At 66.8% G+C, this 20,055-nt stretch carries 19 protein-coding genes and 1 other RNA gene; 11 read left to right on the top strand and 9 right to left on the bottom strand.

Annotation, left to right across the window (positions count from 1 at the left end):
* The first annotated feature begins 234 nt into the window (after positions 1-234).
* Together gap and HNO51_RS19895 are read left to right on the top strand one after the other, a co-directional pair.
* Positions 235-1,257 carry a type I glyceraldehyde-3-phosphate dehydrogenase gene (gene gap / locus HNO51_RS19900; RefSeq protein WP_197448860.1) on the top strand — a complete coding sequence of 341 codons (1,023 nt, stop codon included), beginning with the start codon at positions 235-237 and terminating at the stop codon, positions 1,255-1,257.
* 215 nt (positions 1,258-1,472) lie between these two features.
* Complete coding sequence (locus tag HNO51_RS19895; protein WP_197448859.1) at positions 1,473-1,724, top strand: hypothetical protein; 252 nt, start codon at positions 1,473-1,475, stop codon at positions 1,722-1,724.
* 91 nt (positions 1,725-1,815) lie between these two features.
* Here the strand turns inward: HNO51_RS19895 and HNO51_RS19890 are convergent, their stop codons facing one another.
* The 3 genes from HNO51_RS19890 to HNO51_RS19880 form a co-directional block, all read right to left on the bottom strand.
* A complete protein-coding gene (locus HNO51_RS19890) occupies positions 1,816-3,120 on the bottom strand; it encodes an aspartate kinase (RefSeq protein WP_197448858.1) in 1,305 nt (434 codons plus the stop codon).
* Between the two features lie 143 nt (positions 3,121-3,263).
* Positions 3,264-4,436 (bottom strand): carboxynorspermidine decarboxylase, encoded by a 1,173-nt coding sequence (gene nspC, locus HNO51_RS19885; protein WP_234283686.1) that lies wholly within the window; start codon positions 4,434-4,436, stop codon positions 3,264-3,266.
* 6 nt (positions 4,437-4,442) lie between these two features.
* A complete protein-coding gene (locus HNO51_RS19880; RefSeq protein WP_197448857.1) occupies positions 4,443-5,642 on the bottom strand; it encodes a saccharopine dehydrogenase family protein in 1,200 nt (399 codons plus the stop codon).
* Between the two features lie 355 nt (positions 5,643-5,997).
* Here HNO51_RS19880 and HNO51_RS19875 point away from each other — a divergent pair, with 355 nt between their 5' ends.
* Positions 5,998-6,741, top strand: a complete 744-nt coding sequence (locus HNO51_RS19875; RefSeq protein ID WP_330932866.1) for a Crp/Fnr family transcriptional regulator — start codon at positions 5,998-6,000, stop codon at positions 6,739-6,741.
* Between the two features lie 81 nt (positions 6,742-6,822).
* On the opposite strand, the gene ssrA is transcribed toward HNO51_RS19875, so the two are convergent.
* Positions 6,823-7,201: a transfer-messenger RNA gene (gene ssrA, locus HNO51_RS19870) on the bottom strand.
* A gap of 123 nt (positions 7,202-7,324) precedes the next feature.
* Positions 7,325-7,816: an SsrA-binding protein SmpB gene (smpB, locus tag HNO51_RS19865; RefSeq protein WP_197448856.1), complete on the bottom strand. Its 492-nt coding sequence runs from the start codon at positions 7,814-7,816 to the stop codon at positions 7,325-7,327.
* A gap of 125 nt (positions 7,817-7,941) precedes the next feature.
* Between smpB and HNO51_RS19860 the strand changes: the two genes are divergently transcribed.
* Complete coding sequence (locus tag HNO51_RS19860; protein ID WP_197448855.1) at positions 7,942-8,376, top strand: type II toxin-antitoxin system RatA family toxin; 435 nt, start codon at positions 7,942-7,944, stop codon at positions 8,374-8,376.
* Positions 8,366-8,665 (top strand): RnfH family protein, encoded by a 300-nt coding sequence (locus HNO51_RS19855; RefSeq protein WP_197448854.1) that lies wholly within the window; start codon positions 8,366-8,368, stop codon positions 8,663-8,665. The genes HNO51_RS19860 and HNO51_RS19855 overlap by 11 nt, the downstream gene beginning before the upstream one ends.
* A 13-nt stretch (positions 8,666-8,678) precedes the next feature.
* On the opposite strand, the gene HNO51_RS19850 is transcribed toward HNO51_RS19855, so the two are convergent.
* On the bottom strand, positions 8,679-9,164 hold the full coding sequence (locus HNO51_RS19850) for an outer membrane protein assembly factor BamE (RefSeq protein ID WP_197448853.1): 486 nt from the start codon (positions 9,162-9,164) through the stop codon (positions 8,679-8,681).
* 72 nt (positions 9,165-9,236) lie between these two features.
* On the opposite strand from HNO51_RS19850, the gene fur reads away from it, so the two are divergent.
* On the top strand, positions 9,237-9,683 hold the full coding sequence (gene fur, locus HNO51_RS19845) for a ferric iron uptake transcriptional regulator (RefSeq protein WP_159555291.1): 447 nt from the start codon (positions 9,237-9,239) through the stop codon (positions 9,681-9,683).
* A gap of 80 nt (positions 9,684-9,763) precedes the next feature.
* On the opposite strand, the gene recN is transcribed toward fur, so the two are convergent.
* Positions 9,764-11,440 carry a DNA repair protein RecN gene (gene recN / locus HNO51_RS19840; protein WP_197448852.1) on the bottom strand — a complete coding sequence of 559 codons (1,677 nt, stop codon included), beginning with the start codon at positions 11,438-11,440 and terminating at the stop codon, positions 9,764-9,766.
* Positions 11,441-11,656: 216 nt separating this feature from the next.
* Between recN and grpE the strand changes: the two genes are divergently transcribed.
* The 3 genes from grpE (at position 11,657) to dnaJ (ending at position 15,595) form a co-directional block, all read left to right on the top strand.
* Positions 11,657-12,286 (top strand): nucleotide exchange factor GrpE, encoded by a 630-nt coding sequence (gene grpE, locus HNO51_RS19835; RefSeq protein WP_197448851.1) that lies wholly within the window; start codon positions 11,657-11,659, stop codon positions 12,284-12,286.
* Between the two features lie 120 nt (positions 12,287-12,406).
* Complete coding sequence (dnaK, locus tag HNO51_RS19830) at positions 12,407-14,338, top strand: molecular chaperone DnaK (protein ID WP_197448850.1); 1,932 nt, start codon at positions 12,407-12,409, stop codon at positions 14,336-14,338.
* Between the two features lie 105 nt (positions 14,339-14,443).
* Positions 14,444-15,595, top strand: coding sequence for a molecular chaperone DnaJ (gene dnaJ, locus HNO51_RS19825; protein WP_197448849.1), 1,152 nt, complete (start codon positions 14,444-14,446; stop codon positions 15,593-15,595).
* 71 nt (positions 15,596-15,666) lie between these two features.
* Here the strand turns inward: dnaJ and HNO51_RS19820 are convergent, their stop codons facing one another.
* On the bottom strand, positions 15,667-16,611 hold the full coding sequence (locus HNO51_RS19820) for an HNH endonuclease (RefSeq protein WP_197448848.1): 945 nt from the start codon (positions 16,609-16,611) through the stop codon (positions 15,667-15,669).
* A gap of 175 nt (positions 16,612-16,786) precedes the next feature.
* On the opposite strand from HNO51_RS19820, the gene HNO51_RS19815 reads away from it, so the two are divergent.
* Positions 16,787-17,068: a DUF2218 domain-containing protein gene (locus HNO51_RS19815; RefSeq protein WP_197448847.1), complete on the top strand. Its 282-nt coding sequence runs from the start codon at positions 16,787-16,789 to the stop codon at positions 17,066-17,068.
* On the top strand, positions 17,065-17,979 hold the full coding sequence (locus HNO51_RS19810; protein WP_234283687.1) for a DMT family transporter: 915 nt from the start codon (positions 17,065-17,067) through the stop codon (positions 17,977-17,979). The genes HNO51_RS19815 and HNO51_RS19810 overlap by 4 nt, the downstream gene beginning before the upstream one ends.
* Here the strand turns inward: HNO51_RS19810 and HNO51_RS19805 are convergent.
* On the bottom strand, positions 17,976-19,943 hold the full coding sequence (locus HNO51_RS19805; RefSeq protein ID WP_209538148.1) for an MBL fold metallo-hydrolase: 1,968 nt from the start codon (positions 19,941-19,943) through the stop codon (positions 17,976-17,978). The two genes, HNO51_RS19810 and HNO51_RS19805, sit on opposite strands and share 4 nt — an antisense overlap.
* Positions 19,944-20,055 lie beyond the last annotated feature (112 nt).

Genomic DNA, 20,055 nt, shown 5'->3' with positions numbered 1-20,055 from the left:
GTTGCGAAGCGTCTCGAGGTGCGCGGGCCAATCTAGGTGTATCGATTCACCCAACCGCTTATGTTGTAAAGTTACTAAAAAATTCTTGAGTCCCTGATCGGTTTGCGTCACATTTAGGAGACAGACTTAACAGGAGCCGCAGGCTGCCCAGCCGGCATCACCGATGCCCGATCTCTGCCCACCGGCTCTATCCGCTACCTGAAAACGACAGAGACGCTCTGGAGGAGAGAGGACATGACGCTCAAGATCGCCATCAACGGCTTCGGTCGTATCGGTCGTAACGTGCTGCGTGCTCTGTACGAGAACGGCTACCGCAACCGGGTGGAAGTGGTGGCCATCAACGACCTGGGCGACCCTGCCCTCAACGCCCACCTGCTGCGCCACGACACTGTGCACGGTCATTTTCCCTTCAAGGTGGAGCACGACGAGGAGAGCCTGAGCGTGGATGGCGACCGCATCGCCATCCTCTCCCAGCGCGACCCGGCTGCGCTGCCCTGGAAGACGCTGGGCGTCGACCTGGTGATGGAGTGCACCGGCCTGTTCACCAAGCGCGAGGCCGCCGCCAAGCATCTCGACGCGGGCGCCAAGCGCGTGCTCATCTCCGCGCCGAGCCCGGACGCCGATGCCACCGTGGTCTACGGCGTCAACGAGGACGTGCTCAAGCCCGAGCACAAGGTGGTCTCCAACGCCTCCTGCACCACCAACTGCCTGGCCCCCGTGGCCAAGGCGCTCAACGACACGGTGGGCATCGAGAACGGCCTGATGACCACGGTGCACGCCTACACCAACGATCAGAACCTGTCTGACGTCTATCACAGCGACCCCTACCGGGCGCGTAGCGCCACGCACTCGATGATTCCGACCAAGACCGGCGCTGCCGCCGCGGTCGGCCTGGTGCTGCCGGAGCTGGCCGGCAAGTTCGACGGCCTGGCGGTGCGGGTGCCGGTGATCAACGTCTCGCTGGTGGACCTGGTCTTCACCGCCGGGCGCGATACCACCAAGGAAGAGATCAACGCCATCCTGGCCAAGGCCGCCGACGCCTCACCGGTGCTGGCGGTGAACGCCCAGCCGCTGGTATCGATCGATTTCAACCACGACGCCAACTCCTCCACCTTCGACGCCAACCACACCCGGGTGAACGGCCGCCTGGTGAAGGTGATGGCCTGGTACGATAACGAGTGGGGCTTCTCCAACCGCATGCTCGACACTGCGCTCGCCATGCAGGCCGCGAGTGACGCCAAGCGCGAGGCGGCGTGAGGGGTGATGTGAAGCGGTGACGCCATGCAGATGAGCGCTGGGACGGGAACCGTCCCGGCGCTTTGTGCTATCGGAGCGGCATATCAGGCGGTACGAGCCAGGGAGCTGCGATTCGTCGAAACGGACCGTGCTTGTCGCCGATAGACGTCACTTTGCTCACTGACACCCGCCTTGACTACGCTGGAATCGTGCATCCATGGATCGGGAGGTATGTCATGAAACGCTATGGATTGGGAAGTCGAGGCATGTGGGTAGCCGGCCTGGCGGCGTTGATGCTGACCCTGGCCGGCTGCGGTACCAGCACCGGTGAGCGCGCCGCCAGCGGTGCCGGCGTCGGGGCTGCCGTGGGCGGTGCCGCGGGTGCCGCCACGGGAGGCAGCGTGGTACGCGGTGCGGCGATCGGTGCCGGTGCCGGTGCCGTGACCGGAGCGGCCACCGACGAGGACGATATCGACCTCGACGATTGATCGCCCAGCCGACAGAGCAAGCGGACCGCGCCTGACGATGGCAGGCGCGGTCCGCTCCGTTTGGCGTCCTTCCGTCTAACGCTCCATCTGTCTAACGGGATTCGGGGATATGCCAGGTCTCGGGGCAGTCGCTGCTGCGGAACAGGCGCTGGGCGGTGGTGGCGTTGCGCCGCTCGGCCAGCGCTTCGCGACCCTCGCTGAGGATATCCATCATCCCCGGCCGGGGATGGCGCACGGTCAGCAGCGTCAGCCCATCCTCGCGGTTGATTTCGTAGTCGGCCTCGAGCGAGTCGATCAGCTGCTCGAGCCGCTCGGGCTTGTCGTCGAGACAGAGGGCGAAGCGCATGGCGCTGCTGTCGACCAGATTGGCATGCAGGCCGGCCTCCACCAGCCGGCCGAGAATGTCGTGCTGGCGCGGTTCGTCCATGAAGGCGAAATCGCGCGGCAGCACCTCTACCCAGACCTGCTCTTCACGCAGGATGCAGCAGGGCGCCTCGGCATCGAAACGGCGCTCGGCGTCGATCACGCTGGGCGCGGCATCGGGCGTCTCGAAGGAGCGCACCGTCAGCGGAATCGACTTCTCCTGCAGCGGCCCCAGGGTCTTGGGGTGGATCACCTTGGCGCCATGCCAGGCCAGTTCGGTGGCCTCGGCGTAGGAGAGGCGCTCGAGCTGTATGGCGTTGTCGAAGCGCCTGGGGTCGGCGTTGAACAGGCCGGTGACGTCCTTCCAGATCACCACCTCGCGGGCATCGAGGCAGTGGGCGAAGATCGCCGCGCTGAAGTCCGAGCCCTCGCGGCCCAGGGTGGTGGCCTCACCCTGCTCGGTGCCGCCGATGAAGCCCTGGGTCAGGATCACGCGTTCGCTGCCCCTCAGACGCCCGCGAATGGCGTCGGCGGTGGCGGCCCAGTCGAGATTGGCGGCCTGATGACAGGCGTCGGTGCGCACCAGTTCGCGGGCATCGTGCCAGTCGGTGGCGATACCGCAGTGGTTGAGCCAGGCCGCGACGATGGTGGTGGAGATCAGCTCGCCGTAGCACACGGTCTGGTCGTAGTGCCTGGCATAGGGGCTGGCTCGGTGCTTGCGGTGCAGGGCGTCGAGCTCGTCGAACAGGGCATCGACGCGCTCGGCCGGTGAGTCACGAGAATCGCCGAACAGCACCTCCATCGCCTCGTGGTGGTCCGCCTGCAGGGCCTCGAAGCACTCGCGGTAGGCCTCTTCCTTGCCTTCGCTGCGGGCGGCGGCAAGCAGCGCTTCCAGCTTGTTGGTGGTCTTGCCCATGGCCGAGACCACCACGACCAGCGGCCTATCGGTGTGCTTCTCGATCAGCGGGGTCAGGTGGCGTATGGCATCGGCATCCTTGATCGAGGCGCCGCCGAACTTGAACACGGTCGTCATGTCGGGCTCTCCCTGTCTGGTGACGTCGTGCCCTACACCATGGGGCATAACGCCGACCGGGGAAAGGGGAGGCCGGCATGCCGTGCAATTGGCGGTGCAGATACGAAAAAAGCCCCAGCAGGGGCTTTCTCGTGCCGGCGCGCCTAGCTGAGGCGCTCCTTGTAGGCTTCATAGCCGAAGCGCTTCACCGTGCGCACCTCGCGGCTGACTTCGTCGATCCGGCAGATCGACGGCAAGCGAATGCCGTTGAAGGTGGTGGTCTTGACCATGGTGTAGTGGGCCATGTCGGTGAACACCAGGCGATCGCCGATGGCCAGCGGTGTGTCGAACGAGTAGCGGCCGATCACGTCGCCGGCCAGGCAGGTGGTGCCGCCCAGGCGGTAGGTATGGGCCTTCTCGCCCGGTTCGCCGGCGCCGATGATCTGCGGCCGGTAGGGCATCTCCAGCACGTCGGGCATGTGCGCGGTGGCCGAGGTGTCGAGGATGGCGTTGGGGCCGTCGTTGTCGACGATATCCAGCACCGTGCAGACCAGGTAGCCGGTGTTCAGCGCGATCGCCTCGCCAGGCTCCAGGTAGACGGTGAGGTGCGGGTGGCGCTGGCGGAAGCCGCGAATCACCCGTACCAGTCGTTCGACGTCGTAGTCGGGGCGGGTGATGTGATGCCCGCCGCCGAAATTGACCCACTGCTTGTCGGCGAGATAACGCCCGAACTTGGCCTCGAATGCCTCCAGCGTGCGTTCCAGGGCGTCGCTGTTCTGTTCGCACAGGGTGTGGAAGTGCAGGCCCTCCAGCCCGGCGAGATCGGCGCCCTCGAAGTCCGTCGCCCGCGTGCCCAGCCGTGAGCCGGGCGCGCAGGGGTCGTAGATGGCCACCTTGCCTTCGGAGTACTCGGGGTTCACCCGTAGCCCGCAGGAGACCCGGCGCGCCGCCGCCGCGACAGTGTCGCGGTAGCGCTGCCACTGCCCCGGGGAGTTGAAGCTGATGTGGTCGGCATACTGCAGGACCACCTCCATCTCCTCGGCGGTGAAGGCCGGCGAGTAGACGTGCACCTCGCCGCCGAAGGTCTCCGCGCCCAGGCGCGCCTCGTCCTGCCCGCTGGCGGTGGTGCCCACCAGATACTGGCTCACCAGCGGGAAGGTGTCCCACATGGCGAAGCCCTTCAGCGCCAGCAGGATCCGCGCGCCGCTCTCCTCCTGGACCTGCCTGAGCAACTCCAGGTTGCGGCGCAGCAGCGCGTCGTCGACCACGTAGGCCGGCGAGGGGCAGGCGTCGAGGTCGAACGGGTAGACCGGTTCGTCCATGTCGCTTGCTGTCATGGCGGATCAGGCCAGCGGATCGTGGTCGGGGTCGAGCTCGACCATCTGCCACGGCAGGCCCATGTCGCCGATGCGCGCCATGAAGGGGTCGGGGTCGAGCTGCTCGACGTTGAACACGCCCGCGCCCTTCCAGATCCCCTCCAGCATCAGCATGGCGCCGGTCACCGCCGGCACGCCGGTGGTGTAGGAGATCGCCTGGGACTGCACCTCGCGGTAGCAGGCCTCATGGTCGCAGATGTTGTAGATGTACACCTTGCGCCGCTTGCCGTCCTTGATGCCGTCGGCAATGATGCCGATGTTGGTCTTGCCCTTGGTCCGCGGGCCGAGCGAGGCCGGGTCGGGCAGCACCGCCTTGAGGAACTGCAGCGGGGCGATCTCGCAATCGCCCACCTTGATCGGCTCGATGCGGGTCATGCCGACGTTCTCGAGCACCTTGAGGTGGGTGATGTACTTCTCGGAGAAGGTCATCCAGAAGCGGATGCGCTCCAGCCCCTTGATGTTCTGGCTGAGCGATTCGAGCTCCTCGTGGTAGAGCAGGTAGATGTCCTTCTCGCCGATGCCGTCGAAGTCGAACTTGCGCTTCTCGGCCAGCGGCGCGGTCTCCTTCCACTCGCCCTTCTCCCAGTAGCGACCGTTCGCGGTGATCTCGCGAATGTTGATCTCGGGGTTGAAGTTGGTGGCGAAGGGATAGCCGTGATCACCGCCGTTGGCATCCAGGATGTCGATGCGGTGGATCTCGTCGAACAGGTTCTTCTGGGCGTAGGCGCAGTAGATGTTGGTCATGCCCGGGTCGAAGCCGCAGCCCAGGGTGGCCATGTTGCCGGCCTCGGCGTAGCGGTCGTGGAACGCCCACTGCTCCTTGTACTCGAACTTGGCCTCGTCCGGGTGCTCGTAGTTGGCAGTGTCGAGGTAGGGCACGCCGGTCTTGAGGCATGCCTCCATGATGGTCAGGTCCTGATAGGGCAGGGCCACGTGGATCAGCACGTCCGGCTTGAACGACTCGATCAGCGCCACCAGGGCCTCGACGCTGTCGGCGTCCACCTGGGCCGTCTGGATCGGGCGATCCAGCTGGGCGGCGATGGCCTTGCACTTGTCTTCGTTGCGACTGGCCAGGCAGATCTCGCTGAACACTTCGGGATGCTGTGCACACTTGTGGGTGACGACGCCTCCGACGCCACCGGCGCCGATAATCAGGACTTTGCTCATGGGCCTCTCGAATCCAGATCGGGGATGTGTATGAAAGCGTAGGGTCTTATCGGAGTTTCGGCCATCTCGTATGCCCGTGCCCGATGCCACCCCGGTCTCGCTCGTCGCTTGCGCGCAGATAATGGCCCCCCGTGAAGCCGGGGGCAAGTGATTTCGTCATGGCCCATTAGACCAAAGCAGGGGGCGGGCGGCGCTGGCCGAATGGCGAGCGCTGACACGGGCTCGCTGCGCCTCCCTCGCCTCGCTCCGGCATCCGTTTGGCCATTCTCGAGCGTCGATAACCTGCGTTATGAATCTCTATATAAGCTTATGTTTTAGTATGACGCCACTTAACCACAAGCCGGAGAGGCAGAGTGTGACCCTACTCGACAGTGTAGTGATGCAGGGGCTTGGTCTTCACGCCGTGTTGACGGCGGAGGACAAGGCCCTGTTGCTGGGCCTCGAGCTCAATCCAAGGCGCGTGTCGGCCGGGGAAGTGCTGTGGCAGGAGAGTGCGGACGTGGACCTGTTCTGCGTGGTCAAGGAGGGCTGGGCCTACTCCTACCGCAATCTCGGCAATGGATCGATGCAGATACTGAAGGTCTATCTACCCGGCGACATCATTGGTATACGGGATTTCGGCTTCTCGCGCCGTCTGGCGGGCGTGGCGATGATCAACGACGGCGTGGTCAGCCCGTTCACGCACCAGCAGCTCTTCGAGCTCTTCGGCCGCTCGCCGGCGCTAGCGGCCGGCATCATGGCAACGGCGGTGCGGCAGCAGGCGATTCTCACCGAGCGGCTGGTCTACCTGGGCCGCTACGCCGCCCACGAACGGCTGGCGCACTTCCTCTACGAGCTCTACCTGCGCCTCAAGCGGATCGGGGCGGTCAAGGAGAATGGTTTCCACATGCCGCTCTCCCAGGAGCAGATCGGCGATGCCCTGGGGCTGAGTGCGGTGCACGTCAGCCGCACCTTCTCCATGCTGCGCGACGAGGGGCTGGTGATCCGTGACCGCCAGCACACGGTCCTGCCCGACCCGGACGCCTTGGCGCGGCTGGTCGAGTTCAACGACACCTACATCGACGAGGCCCTGCCACCGGTGTTCCACAGCTTCGCTTGACGGCACCACCTCACGCCCGCGCTCATGCGGGCGCCAGCAGAAACGAAAAAAGCACCCCGAGGGGTGCTTTTTTCGCTTGATTGGTGGAGGCGGCGGGGATCGAACCCGCGTCCGCCGGCACTCGCTCTTCGGCTCTACATGCTTAGGTCCGTCTTTTCATTTAACGCCACTGGCTCCGACGGGCAGGATCCAGCGACGCGATTCCTCGAAGGTTTAGCGATTGACGAGAGGACGTCGCCAACCGCGATCCCATCATTTTTAGCTCGTATCCCCTCCGCGATGAATGGGCACATCGCTTTGGGGCCGGACTAACCGCTAGCAGGTTTAAGCTGCCAGGGCGCCCTGAGCGTAGGTGTCGTCGTTTGCGACTATTTAGTCGTGATGTTGGATTTACGAGATACATCACGCTCTCGGCATGCACCTAGGAGGTTGTCACCGGCGTCGAAGCCATGTCGCCCCCGTAGCAGGCCCATCATATCAGCATGGGCACTTCTATGACACCTGCCGGGTGGGTTGGTTCCACGCATTCCCCGATTCTTGCCGATTTCGGGGAGCCAGTCACGGTGTCGCTCACTATGACCGCTCAGGCCTTGGTATGTTCCCGCATGATGCGACCCTTCTGGCGCTGCCAGTCGCGGTCCTTCTCGGTGGCGCGCTTGTCGTGCAGCTTCTTGCCCGTCACCAGCGCCAGCTCGCACTTCACCCGGTTGCCCTTCCAGTAGAGCTTGAGCGGCACGCAGGTGTGCCCCTTCTCCTGCGAGCGCGAGAAGATCTTGGCGATCTCCTTCCTGTGCAGCAGCAGCTTGCGCGTGCGCGAGGGGTCGGCGATCTCGTGAGTGCTGGCGGTGTTGAGCGGTGTGATGTGGCTGCCCAGCAGCCACGCCTCGCCGTCCTTCACCAGGATATAGGTATCGGTGAGCTGGGCCTTGCCGGCGCGCAGGCTCTTCACCTCCCAGCCGGCCAGCACCAGGCCGGCCTCGAAGGTCTCGTCGATGTGATACTCGAAGCGAGCCTTCTTGTTCTGGGCGATGACGTTGCCGCCGGGACCCTTGCCCTTGGCTTTCTTGTTGGCCATGGAACCTCATGTCATGTTCTGCCGTGTCACGCTGCCTCGATCTGAGGGGAAGCGTGGTACCATTCAAGGCGTGAAATAACCGCTCATGATACGCCCTGGGCACTGTGAAGTCAGCGGAGAGCTCAATGCCAATGGTCAATCGGTCCGCCCTGGTGCGGCACACCCCTCAGGACATGTTCGAACTGGTCAACGACTTCGAGCGCTACCCCGAGTTCCTGCCGGGCTGTCGGCGGGCTCGGCTGCTCGAGCGCGACGAGTCGCACCTGATCGGTGAGATGACCCTGGGACGGGCGGGCCTCGAGCAGAGCTTCACCACCCGCAACGACCTGATCGAACCCGAGCGCATCGAGATGTCGCTGGTCAGCGGGCCGTTCAAGCGCCTGCGCGGGCGCTGGCTGTTCCTGCCGATGGGCGAGGGTACCTGCAAGGTGTGCCTGGAAATGGAGTTCGAGTTCGCCAACCGGCTGCTGGGCATGGCCTTCGGCAAACTGTTTCAGCAGGTGGCGGGGCAGTTGGTCGATGCCTTCACCCGCCGGGCCGACGAAATCTATGGCCGCTGAGGCGAAGCTCGAGGTGGAGGTCGCCTTTGCCCTGCCCGAGAGGCAGCGCATCGTGACGCTCGAGGTGCCGCCGGGCACCACGGCGCGCCAGGCCGTCGCCCTGGCCAAGCTGGACGACCTCTTCCCCGAGGTGCCGCCCGCGACCTTTGCCGAGGCGGACCTGGGGATCTTCGGCAAGCGGCTGCGCGACCCCGATGACCATCGCCTGCGCGCTGGCGACCGGGTCGAGGTCTATCGTCCTCTTGAGGTCGACCCCATGGAGGCGCGTGCCCGGCGCGCCGGGCGCTAGTGCAGCCGCGGCGTTACATGTCCAGCGGTTCGCTGGAGGCCGGCTCGCCGCCTTGCGGCAGGGTGCCGCCGGCGTCCGGGGCGCGCTCGGGCACGGCCTGCGGCTGGCTCTCGGGCAGCATGCCGGCGGGGTCGGCGCTCTCGGCCGCCGGGCCGAGATCGTCCTGCGCCCGCAGCTCGATGTCCTCGGAGAAATCCCCTTCCTGCTGCACGTTGACCAGGCGGTCGCCGGCGAAGGTCAGCGTCAATCGGCGCTGCTGCACGCCGCCGTAGGCTTCGTCGAGGCGGAACACATAGTCCCACTGGTTGGCGTCGAAGGGCGCTTCCAGCAGCGGCCGGCCCAGCAGGTCGACGACCTGGGCGCGGCTCAGGCCGGGCTGGAGCTGCTGGACCATGCCCTCGGTGATGTAGTTGCCCTGGGGAAGGTCGCGCTTGTAGACGCAGCCGCTGACGACGGTCAGGGCGATGACGAGCGGGAGGGTTTTGATCAGCTTTTGCATTTGTGTCCGTTCTTCACTATCGTGGATTCGGTCGATCATACCCGACCCTACCTGATACTGCGAAGAGCGAACATGGCCGACCAGAACCATGAACTGCGCAAGGCGGGCCTCAAGGTCACCCTGCCGCGAGTGAAGATCCTGCAGATCCTCGAGAATGCCACGGGTCAGCATCACCTGAGCGCTGAGGATGTCTACAAGACCCTGCTGGAAGCCGGGGAAGACGTCGGCCTGGCGACCGTTTATCGCGTGCTGACCCAGTTCGAGTCGGCGGGCCTGGTGATTCGCCACAACTTCGATGGCGGCCATGCCGTGTTCGAGATCTCCCAGGAGGAGCACCACGACCACATGGTGTGCCTCGACAGTGGCGAGATCATCGAGTTCTTCGACGAGACCATCGAGCGCCGTCAGCAGGAGATTGCCGAGGAGCACGGCTTCGAACTCGTCGATCATGCTCTGGTGCTCTACGTGCGTCCGCGCGGCTCCAATGCCACGCGCCAGGAGGGTTCGCCGCGCAAGTGAGGCGTGGGTGAGTGCCGAATCAGCGCCATGGCGGCCCCGATCCTCGATCGGGGCCGCTTGCGTTAAGAGGCTGGAGCGGGTTAGTGGGCGGCGCCCTGCTGGCTGGCATCGAGCATCTCTCGAGCGTGAGCCAGGGTGCGGTCGGAGAGGTTGACCCCGCCGAGCATGCGCGCCAGCTCGCTGACCCGGCCGGCCTCGTCGAGCAGCGCCATGCGCGTCAGGGTGGAGTCGCGCTTGGCCCGCTTCTCGATGTGTAGGTGATGATGGGCCTGGGCCGCCACCTGAGGCAGGTGGGTCACGGTCATCACCTGGCCGTTCTCGCCCAGCCGGCGCAACAGCTGGCCGACGATCTCCGCGGTGGCGCCAGAGATGCCCACGTCGACCTCGTCGAACACCAGGCTGGGTATGGTCGAGTGGCGTGCCGCGACCACCTGGATCGCCAGGCTGATGCGCGACAGCTCGCCGCCAGAGGCGACCTTGGCCAGCGGCCGCGGCGGCTGGCCGGGGTTGGCACTGATCAGGAAGCGCACCGCCTCCATGCCGTCCGGCTGCGGCGACTGCCGCGCCTCCACTTCCACCTCGAAGCGTGCCTTGCCCATGGCCAGGAAGGCGAGCTGCTCCTGCACCGCCTTGCCGAATTTTCCCGCCGCCTGGCGGCGAGCCTCGCCGACCGTGCGCGCCCGCTCGCGCCAGCCGTCGCGCAGGGCCTCCACTTCGGCGCGCAGCGCCTCGAGGTCATGCTCGCTCCCTTCGAGGCCCGCCAGCTCGGCCTGCAGCCGGCGATGCAGCGCGGGCAGCTCTTCAGGCATCACGTGATGCTTGCGCGCGATGCGATGCACCTCGCCCAGCCGCGACTCCACCCAGGCCAAGCGCTCCGGGTCGAGCTCGGTGGCGTCGGCGAAGCGGTTGAGCTCGCGCACGGCCTCCTCGATCTGGATGCGTGCCTCGCCCAGCATGGCGAGCACCTCGGCCAGCGCGCCTCGGTCGCTGCCCGGCAGCGGGTCGAGGTGTTGGGTGGCCTGGTGGAGCAGCGTCAGCACGCCGCCTTCGTCACCGTCGCAGCACTCGGCGGCAAACTGCGCCTCGCGCAGCGTCTCCTCGGCGTGGGCGAGCTGCTCCTGCTCGTGCTCCAGAGTGGCGAGTTCCTCCTCGCCCAGGGCCAGGGCGTCGAGCTCCTCGACCTGATAGCGCAGCAGCTGGCGGCGCGCCTGCACCTCGTCGCCGCTCTCGGTCAGCTGCCTGAGGCGGCGCCGGGCCGACTGCCAGCGGCGGAAGGTCTCTCCGAGCTGGTTGACGGCGCTGCGGTTGCCGGCGAAATCGTCGAGCAGGCGCAGGTGGGTCTCCTCGCGCAGCAGCAGCTGATGGGCATGCTGGCCGTGGATCTCGACCAGATGCTCGCCGAGCGCCTTGAGGTCGGCCACCGTGGCCGGCTGGCCGTTGATCCACGCCTTCGAGCGGCCGCCCGCGGTTACCACGCGGCGCAGCAGGCAGTCGTCGGCGGGCAGCTCGCGTTCCTCGAGCCAGCGCCGGGCGGCGGGCAGCGTGGCGATGTCGAAGCGCGCCGAGAGGTCGGCGCGCTCGCAGCCGTGGCGCACGCTGCCGGCATCGGCACGCTCGCCCAGGCACAGCCCCAGGGCGCCGAGCAGGATCGACTTGCCCGCCCCGGTCTCCCCGGTGATGGCGGTCATGCCGCCGGCAAGTTCCAGGTCGAGCGTATCGACGATGGCGAAATCGCGAATGGCAAGCTGCGTCAGCATGGGGCCTCCCGGTAGCCGCGACAGGGCTGGATATCCATACACGGTATTGCGTTTTTATACAGTAGTCGAGACTGCCGCTCAACGCTTCCTCTGGCACATGAGCCTCGCGGGTCTCTTGAGATTGCGGGCAGGGCCCCCATATAGGCGGCAGACCAGGCTTTCGCCCAATCGAAACCGTTGCGGCCGCATGGCCGAACCACGCTTCAGGAGATGCGCATGGCTAAAGAACCCCAGACCCCGCTTGACGACGAGCTGGAACGGCGCGAGGAGGAGGCCCGGCCGGAGCCGATGGAAGGCGAGCTGGACGACGCGGTCGGCCTTGACGATGACGAGTCCGTCGCCGCCGAGGAGCCGGCGACGGTGAGCGACAATCCCGAGGCCGACATGCTGGCCGCCCAGGTCGAGGAGCTGGAGCAGAGCCTGGCCGAGGCCAAGGACCAGGCGCTACGCGCTGCCGCCGAGGCGCAGAACGTACGCCGCCGCGCCGAACAGGAGGCCGAGAAGGCGCGCAAGTTCGCCCTGGAGCGCTTCGTCAAGGAGCTGCTGCCGGTGGTCGACAGCCTGGAGAAGGCGCTCGAGGCCATGGGCGACGACGCCAGCGAAGCCCACCGCGAGGGCGTGGCCATGACGCTGAAGATGCAGCAGGACGTGCTGGCCAAGTTCGGCGTCGAGCGGCTCGACCCTGCCGGCGAGCCGTTCGACCCGCAGTATCACGAGGCGATGGCCATGGTGCCCAATCCCGAGCTCGAGCCCAACAGCGTGATGGAAGTGGTGCAGAAGGGCTACACGCTCAACGGTCGCCTGGTGCGCCCGGCCATGGTCGTGGTCAGCCAGGCGGCCGGCTGAGCCGAGCGGATGAAAACGGGGGTGGGGCTTGAAAAGCGCATTCACGCCCCCCAGATAGACGTCAACCGCGGCAGCTGCCGCTGAGATGATTCAAGGCAAACGAATTTTCGAGGATTTCCTATGGGACGCATCATCGGTATTGACCTGGGGACCACCAACTCCTGCGTGGCCGTGCTCGACGGCGACAGCGCCAAGGTGATCGAGAACGCCGAGGGCGCCCGCACCACGCCTTCCATCATCGCCTACACCGATGATGGCGAGATCCTGGTGGGGCAGGCGGCCAAGCGCCAAGCGGTCACCAACCCGCAGAACACCCTGTACGCCATCAAGCGCCTGATCGGTCGCCGCTACAAGGACGACGTGGTGCAGAAGGACATCAAGATGGTGCCCTACGGCATCGTCGAGGCCGACAACGGCGACGCCTGGGTTGAGGTCAAGGGCAAGAAGCTGGCACCGCCGCAGGTCAGCGCCGAAGTGCTGAAGAAGATGAAGAAGACCGCCGAGGACTACCTGGGCGAGACCGTCACCGAGGCGGTGATCACGGTGCCGGCCTACTTCAACGACAGCCAGCGCCAGGCCACCAAGGATGCCGGGCGCATCGCCGGCCTCGAGGTCAAGCGCATCATCAACGAGCCCACTGCGGCGGCGCTGGCCTACGGCATGGACAAGGCGCGCGGCGACAAGACCATCGCCGTGTACGACCTGGGCGGCGGTACCTTCGACATCTCGATCATCGAGGTGGCCGACGTCGACGGCGAGACCCAGTTCGAGGTGCTGGCCACCAACGGCGACACCTTCCTCGGCGGTGAAGACTTCGACATGAAGCTGATCAACTACCTGGTCGATCAGTTCAAGGCCGACAGCGGCATCGATCTCTCCGGCGACAACCTGGCCATGCAGCGCCTCAAGGAAGCCGCCGAGAAGGCCAAGATCGAGCTGTCAAGCGCGCAGCAGACCGACGTCAACCTGCCCTACATCACCGCCGACAACACCGGGCCCAAGCACCTCAACGTGAAGGTGACCCGGGCCAAGCTGGAGTCGCTGGTGGAGGAGCTGGTGCAGCGCTCCATGGGGCCGTGCAAGACCGCGCTGGCCGACGCCGGGCTGTCCGCCAACGAGATCGACGACGTGATCCTGGTCGGTGGCCAGACCCGCATGCCGCTGGTGCAGAAGAAGGTGGCCGACTTCTTCGGCAAGGAGGCGCGCAAGGACGTCAACCCGGACGAGGCCGTGGCCGTGGGCGCGGCGATCCAGGGCGGCGTGCTGGGCGGCGACGTCAAGGACGTGCTGCTGCTCGACGTCACTCCGCTGACCCTGGGGATCGAGACCCTGGGCGGCGTGATGACCCCGCTGATCGAGAAGAACACCACCATCCCGACCAAGAAGACCCAGACCTTCTCGACCGCGGACGACAACCAGACCGCCGTGACCATCCACGTGCTGCAGGGCGAGCGCAAGCAGGCCGGCCAGAACAAGTCGCTGGGCCGCTTCGACCTGGCCGACATCCCGCCGGCGCCGCGCGGCGTGCCGCAGATCGAGGTGGCGTTCGACCTCGACGCCAACGGCATCCTCAACGTCTCGGCCAAGGACAAGGCCACCGGCAAGGAGCAGTCGATCGTCATCAAGGCCTCCAGCGGGCTCTCGGATGAGGAGATCGAGCAGATGGTCCGCGACGCCGAGGCGCATGCCGACGAGGACAAGAAGTTCGAGGAACTCGTCCAGCTGCGCAATCAGGCCGACGGCATGATCCACGCCTCGCGCAAGACCCTCAGCGAGGCCGGCGACAAGGCCAGCGACGAGGAGAAGCAGGCCATCGAAAGCGCCATCAGTGAGCTGGAAGAGGCGCTCAAGGGCGACGACAAGGACGCCATCCAGGCCAAGCTCGATGCGCTGACCGAGGCGTCCGGCCAGCTCGCCCAGAAGATGTACGCCGAGCAGGCCGAAGCCGCTCAGCAGGCCGGCGGCGAGCAGGCCGGGGGCGATGGCAAGCCGGATGAGGACGTGGTCGACGCGGAGTACGAAGAAGTCAACGACGACCAGAAGAAGCAGTAATCGCCAAGGCGATGCCACGGACGACGGTAGCGCGGGGGGACGACTCCCGCGTTGCCGTTTCCGCGGATCGGGCAGATCTGCCTAGACCAGGAGGCGCATGGACCCATGTCCAAACGCGATTATTACGAGGTGCTCGGCGTCGAGCGGGGCGCCGACACGAAGGACATCAAGAAGGCCTACCGACGGCTGGCGCAGAAGTACCATCCGGACCGCAATCCGGACGATGACACGGCGGCCGAGCGCTTCCGTGAGGTGTCCGAGGCCTACGAAATCCTCTCCGACGGCGAGAAGCGCGCCGCCTACGACCAGTTCGGCCATGCCGGGGTCGACGGCCAGGCCGGCGGCTTCGGTGGCGGCGGTTTCGGCGGCGCGGGCGCCGGCGGCTTCAGCGACATCTTCGGCGACGTCTTCGGCGACATCTTCGGCGGCGGCGGTGGCCGGCGCAGCCCCCATGCCCCGCAGCGCGGCAGCGACCTGCGCTACAATCTCGAGCTCGATCTCGAGAGCGCCGTCGCCGGTACCACGGTCGATATCCGCGTGCCGCGCCACGTGGAGTGCGACCGCTGCGACGGCAGCGGTGCCGAGCCGGGTTCCACCAAGGAGACCTGCCCCACCTGCAACGGCCACGGCCAGGTGCGCATGCAGCAGGGCTTCTTCGCCGTGCAGCAGACCTGCCCGACCTGTCACGGCAGCGGCGTGCACATCAAGGTGCCGTGCCACAAGTGCCACGGCGAGGGCCGCACGCGCGAGACCCGCACCCTGTCGGTGAAGATCCCCGCCGGGGTGGACAGCGGCGATCGCATTCGTCTCAATGGCGAGGGCGAATCGGGCATCAACGGCGGCCCGCCGGGCGATCTCTACGTGCAGGTGGCGATCAAGCCGCACCACATCTTCCAGCGCGACGGCAAGCACCTGCAGTGCGAGGTGCCGATCAACTTCGTCGACGCCGCCCTGGGCGGCGAACTCGAGGTGCCCACGCTGGACGGCCGGGTCAAGCTCAAGATCCCGCCCGAGACCCAGACCGGCAAGCTGTTCCGCCTGCGCGGCAAGGGCGTCAAGCCGGTACGCGGAGGCCCCCCCGGCGACCTGCTGTGCAAGGTGGTGGTGGAGACACCTGTCAACCTCAACGAGGAGCAGAAGGCACTGCTGCGCCAGCTCCAGGAGAGCCTCGACGGCAGCAACAGCCGCAGCCACTCGCCGAAGAAGACCAGCTTCTTCGACGGCGTGAAGAAGTTCTTCGAGGACATGAAGCCGTAAAGGGCTCCTGCTTCTCATGCTAACAAGGCCCCGGCATCGCCCCAGATGTCGGGGCCTTATTATGTCGTGGCTCAGCGCTCCAGATGATCTAGTCGCCAGGCCAGGGCTTCTCTGGCCGGTTGCCGCTGCGGATCCCGGGGCAACACCAAAGGTAGTCCGTCCAGCTCCCAGAGCCAGCGGTTGTCGGCCACCAAGGGATCAACCGTGGGACTAAGGTGCCAGCGATGGTCGGGACCAGGGGCGATCAAGTGATTATCCATTGCCCAGTGCAGGTTGGGGGTCAGAGCCAGGCCATTGACGGGACGGTCGTCCTGGCTCTCGGAGAAAGGTATCAAGTGGGCCGCTTCCACCAGGTAGCGGTAATCCGGAGTGATATAGCGCAGCCGGCTGGCTGCGCATCGGTAGTCGTAGGCCTCCAGTACCAAGGAGCGGAAGGCGACGGAGCGAGCATACTTCTTGTGTGATTCTTGGATATTGCCCTTCAGCCGCTCGGGATGCTTCTCATATTCGCCGCTGGCCAGCGCCGTCTCAAGGTAGGTCAGGAGGTCTTCGTAGGCCGTCGGATCCGATGCTAGATAGCATTGAGCGATCAGGGCGCAAGCCTCATCGGCCGACTGTCGGTCCTGTAGCGCCGAGAAGAGCACGGGATCGAGCCGCGCAGAGCGGAAGCGCTCCAAGAGTTGATTGAGGGACTTCGGTTGGCCGAGCTGGCTTGCCAGTCCAGCAACCTTTTCCGCATATTCGGGTGACCAGAGTTTCCCAGATGGTCCCTTGTCGCTGCGAAGGTGCCACAAGGGAAGCCAGGCACTGGCCTTGTGCCGCTCGCCAGTAAGCACTTCGTAGATATCGTGGTAGCGCGCCAACAAGCGGGCGTCGAGGATGACCCGGTTCGATGCGACATGGCCAGTCTGGATTTCGCAGATGATCGCTAATAACAAGCAAGGCTTGTTGGGTGCCGGATGCCCCCGGCGTTGCCCAACTCTCAAGCGAGTTAGGTAGGCAAGTGCGTCGAGCATTTCATTGTCTTCCTTTCTCCCCATGCAATTCTGAAATCAAGTTACCACGTCGGCCGGGTTGCAAGGAGTCAACTAATCGAACCAATCGTTTCGTGTAGCCCTGCACCGCGGGTCTGGCGCCAACCCGCCCCGGCGTCTTAGTCTGTTAACTTCAATGCGAAGGGAGATCGTTGTTATGCCGATGTCGCGTGCCGAGATCGCTACCGAGTCCGGGGCGAGGCTGATGAGCCGGCTGTGCAAGCACTGGGCGCACAAGCTGGAGGTGGAGCAGGGCGAGGAGGAGAGCCGCGTGGCGTTCGAGGAGGGCTCCTGTGTGATGCGCGTGGCACCGGGCAAGCTGCTGGTGGCCATCGAGGCGCTGGACGAGGAGACCCTCGATCGCCTGGAGGGCGTGGTGGATTCCCACCTGCAGCGCATGGCGGGCGACGAGGACCTGGCCATCGTCTGGGAAAATTGAGCGCGCCGATATCACCGCGCCTGGCCCATCTGGGCATGCTGCTCTGGGCGCTGCTGGTGGGGCTGTCGTTTCCCGCCGTGGAACTGATGGGCAAGCTTCCTCCGCTGTCGCTCACCGCTCTGCGTTTCGCCATTGCCTGCGCCGGGCTGTGGTGGCTGGCGCGGCGCTCGTCCGAGTTCCTGCCGCCCTGGCGGGTGTTGCCGCTCTACACGCTGATGGGGCTGTGCCTGGCCGGCTTCTTCGGTGCCATGTTCTGGGCCGCCCACCATGCCACCGCGCTCTCCATGGCCACCCTCTACGTCACCGTGCCGCTGCTGGCCTACCTGCTGGGGCTAGGCTTTCGCGTCGAGCGGCCGGGCTGGCAGCTGCCGGCCATTCTCGCGCTGGGCGCGGCGGGCGCGCTGGGGCTCGCCGCTGCCGAGGCGCGCCGTCATGGCGAAGCCATGCAGCTGGGCATCGGCGAGGCGGTGTTCTTCCTCGGCTGCGTGTCGTCGGCGCTCTATCCGGTGCTCAGCAAGTGGGGACTGGCGCGGGAGTGGCTGCCCGAATCGGCGGCGGTGCGCACCTTCTGGAGCCTGGGTCTGGGCGGGCTCGCCATCGGCCTGCTGGGTCTCGCCATCGAGCCCGCCGGCCAGCTCATAGCGATGCGCTGGCAGGACCTGACCCTGGTGATCTATCTCGGGCTCTTCTCCAGTGCGCTCACCTTCTGGCTGATGCAGCGTGCCACGGCGGTACTCACGCCCGGCGCCGTCACCGCCTACGGCTACATGGTGCCGTTCGTCTCGATGTTGCTGCTGTTCGCCACCGCACCCGAGCAGATCGGCTGGCACTGGCTGCCGGGCAGCGCGCTGGTGCTCGCTGCCATCGGCCTGCTGCTGCGTCAGGATGGCAAAGGGGCTCAAGCGCGCTAATCCAGTGCCTCGGTATCCGGCTCGCTGCCAGGCGTGGCGGCCAGCCGCGGGAAGTGGCGGCGAATCTCGGCGTAGAGCGCCTGCACGTCCTCCATGTGGCGGCGCGAGAAGTGGAACGGCACCAGTTGGCCGACCCCGGCCGCGGCGGCGATCTCGCCGCAGGCGCGGGCGGTCAGGTGGCCGGTGCGCCGGGCCTGCTCGGCCTGATCCTCGCGGAACGAGGCCTCGCAGAACAGCACCTCGGCGCCTTGGGCCAGCGAGCGCAGGCGCTCGCGGTTCTCGGGGGTGTCGCCGAAGTCGGTGGCGTAGACCAGGCGCTGGCCCGGCTGCGAGAACAGCAGCAGCTCCGCCAGCTCGGCGACCGGGCGCCGGCTGCCATCGGGCAGCGCGATATCGCCCGCGTCATCGCGCTCCAGCATGCGCTGCTTGAGCTCGCCGAGCCAGGGTCCCGGCGCCCAGCCGTGGGCCTCGAGCCCCTCCTTGCGCACCTTGAGCTGGGTTTCCGGCTCATAGGCGAAGGCCAGTACCGGAGTGCCGTGGTCCAGGGTGGTCGCTCTGACGCGAAAGCCGGGCTCGGCGTGGATCACACCGGCGTCCACCTCGCGCGGGGAGAGCGCCTTCATCGGCTGGCCTGCCACCAGGCGGTAATGTGCCAGGCGCTCGCCGTGCAGCTCGAAGACTTCGAAGCGGGGCGCCTTCTCCTCCACCCGATCCCACAGGATGCCGCGCAGAAAGCCGTCCAGGTGGCCGGCGAGCCCGGGCGGGCCGTAGACCCGGCAGGGCGAGTAGTCGCCGATGCGTGAGCGCAGCAGCCACAGGAAGCCGCCGATGTGGTCGGCGTGGGCATGGCTGACGAACACGTCGCTGACCTGGTGGGCCAGCCGTGCCGGCAGCCGGCCGGGATCGCCCAGGTCGAACAGCAGGCTGCGCTTGCGGTGGCGCAGACGCAGGTGCAGCAGCGGGTCGCCGAACACGCCGTTGACCAGCGTGGCGCGCATGTTGCCCAGGCGCAGCGTCGGGCGCGGGCCGATGAACTGCTCGTCCAGTGCCGGGGTAAGTGCCGGCTCCTCCTCGCGGCATGTCGGTGACGTGCGTGGCGATGGGACGTGCGCGGCGGTACCGAGGCCGCCCTCGCGACGACGAACGGCGTCGCGTATCACCAGCCGGCGGGGCGTGGCGCTCAGCGCGGGCGCCAGCAGTCGCAGCATGTCGCCCTCCAGCGCCAGCACCTCGCCCAGTGCCAGGCTGTTGCCGGTGGCGTCGAGCAGGCCGACCTGGCGTCCCTGCCAGGCGTGGGCGGCATCGTTCGGTGGCGGCGTGCCGAGGATGGCCAGCGCTGCCAGGGGCAGCTCCTGCTCCTTCGCCTGCGCCAGGTAGGCATCCCACGCCGCGGTGCGCCACTCTTTGCGCTGCTGCTTGCCGGGGTGCCGGGCCGCGGCGTCGGCCGCCAGCTGCAGCGTCGCGAGGCCCAGCGCGGCGCGTTCATGGGGATACGGATCGGGCTGGTGGGCCGGCGCCAGGCGCACCACGGCACCCACGCCGGCGGCGCCGGCCAGCGCCGGCAGCAGCTCGGCGCCCCCGATGCCGCGCTCCACGCCGGGGGCGTCGACCAGCAGCGCCCCGGGCCCGACTCGCTGGGCCAGGCGGCGTACCGCCTCGACCAGGGGCAGGCGGAAGCGGGCGCTGTCGAGGGTGGTCAGCGCCTCGAGGGCTTCCAGGCGCCAGGCGCCCAGGTGCACGTCCCAGCGCCCCAGGCAGATGGCACCGGGCGGGCCGAAGCCGGGCAGGCCGGGGTCGGCGGCGAGGCAGTGACACACCTCGCCGCGCTCGGCCAGGTGGGTGGCCACCTGACGCGCGAGGGTGGTCTTGCCACTGCCGGGCGGACCGGTGAGCAGCAGGCGCCGGTGGCGCTCCAGCAGCGCCGGCAGCGGGTGGTCGGGGGACAGCTCCGGTGTCGTCGTCATGGCGCTCCTTGCTCGGATATCGTTATGACCAGTGTGGGTGACGGCGCCTGACTTGCCCAAGCGCTCGGCCAGTGGGGCCGTGGCTCTGGTATACTGCCTCGATCCCCACTCG

Origin of the sequence: Billgrantia sulfidoxydans (assembly GCF_017868775.1) — a bacterium.
GTDB classification, from domain to species: domain Bacteria; phylum Pseudomonadota; class Gammaproteobacteria; order Pseudomonadales; family Halomonadaceae; genus Halomonas; species Halomonas sulfidoxydans.
Note: the sequence above shows the minus strand (reverse complement) of the source record. Positions and strands in the feature narration are given on the sequence as shown.

What these genes read in the sequence shown, in the direction of transcription:
- gap (WP_197448860.1), top strand. Translation starts at nt 235, where the DNA reads ATGACGCTCAAGATCGCCATCAACGGCTTCGGTCGTATCGGTCGTAAC.
- HNO51_RS19895 (WP_197448859.1), top strand. Translation starts at nt 1,473, where the DNA reads ATGAAACGCTATGGATTGGGAAGTCGAGGCATGTGGGTAGCCGGCCTG.
- HNO51_RS19890 (WP_197448858.1), bottom strand. Translation starts at nt 3,120, where the DNA reads ATGACGACCGTGTTCAAGTTCGGCGGCGCCTCGATCAAGGATGCCGAT.
- nspC (WP_234283686.1), bottom strand. Translation starts at nt 4,436, where the DNA reads ATGACAGCAAGCGACATGGACGAACCGGTCTACCCGTTCGACCTCGAC.
- HNO51_RS19880 (WP_197448857.1), bottom strand. Translation starts at nt 5,642, where the DNA reads ATGAGCAAAGTCCTGATTATCGGCGCCGGTGGCGTCGGAGGCGTCGTC.
- smpB (WP_197448856.1), bottom strand. Translation starts at nt 7,816, where the DNA reads ATGGCCAACAAGAAAGCCAAGGGCAAGGGTCCCGGCGGCAACGTCATC.
- HNO51_RS19860 (WP_197448855.1), top strand. Translation starts at nt 7,942, where the DNA reads ATGCCAATGGTCAATCGGTCCGCCCTGGTGCGGCACACCCCTCAGGAC.
- HNO51_RS19855 (WP_197448854.1), top strand. Translation starts at nt 8,366, where the DNA reads ATGGCCGCTGAGGCGAAGCTCGAGGTGGAGGTCGCCTTTGCCCTGCCC.
- HNO51_RS19850 (WP_197448853.1), bottom strand. Translation starts at nt 9,164, where the DNA reads ATGCAAAAGCTGATCAAAACCCTCCCGCTCGTCATCGCCCTGACCGTC.
- fur (WP_159555291.1), top strand. Translation starts at nt 9,237, where the DNA reads ATGGCCGACCAGAACCATGAACTGCGCAAGGCGGGCCTCAAGGTCACC.
- recN (WP_197448852.1), bottom strand. Translation starts at nt 11,440, where the DNA reads ATGCTGACGCAGCTTGCCATTCGCGATTTCGCCATCGTCGATACGCTC.
- grpE (WP_197448851.1), top strand. Translation starts at nt 11,657, where the DNA reads ATGGCTAAAGAACCCCAGACCCCGCTTGACGACGAGCTGGAACGGCGC.
- dnaK (WP_197448850.1), top strand. Translation starts at nt 12,407, where the DNA reads ATGGGACGCATCATCGGTATTGACCTGGGGACCACCAACTCCTGCGTG.
- dnaJ (WP_197448849.1), top strand. Translation starts at nt 14,444, where the DNA reads ATGTCCAAACGCGATTATTACGAGGTGCTCGGCGTCGAGCGGGGCGCC.
- HNO51_RS19820 (WP_197448848.1), bottom strand. Translation starts at nt 16,611, where the DNA reads ATGCTCGACGCACTTGCCTACCTAACTCGCTTGAGAGTTGGGCAACGC.
- HNO51_RS19815 (WP_197448847.1), top strand. Translation starts at nt 16,787, where the DNA reads ATGCCGATGTCGCGTGCCGAGATCGCTACCGAGTCCGGGGCGAGGCTG.
- HNO51_RS19805 (WP_209538148.1), bottom strand. Translation starts at nt 19,943, where the DNA reads ATGACGACGACACCGGAGCTGTCCCCCGACCACCCGCTGCCGGCGCTG.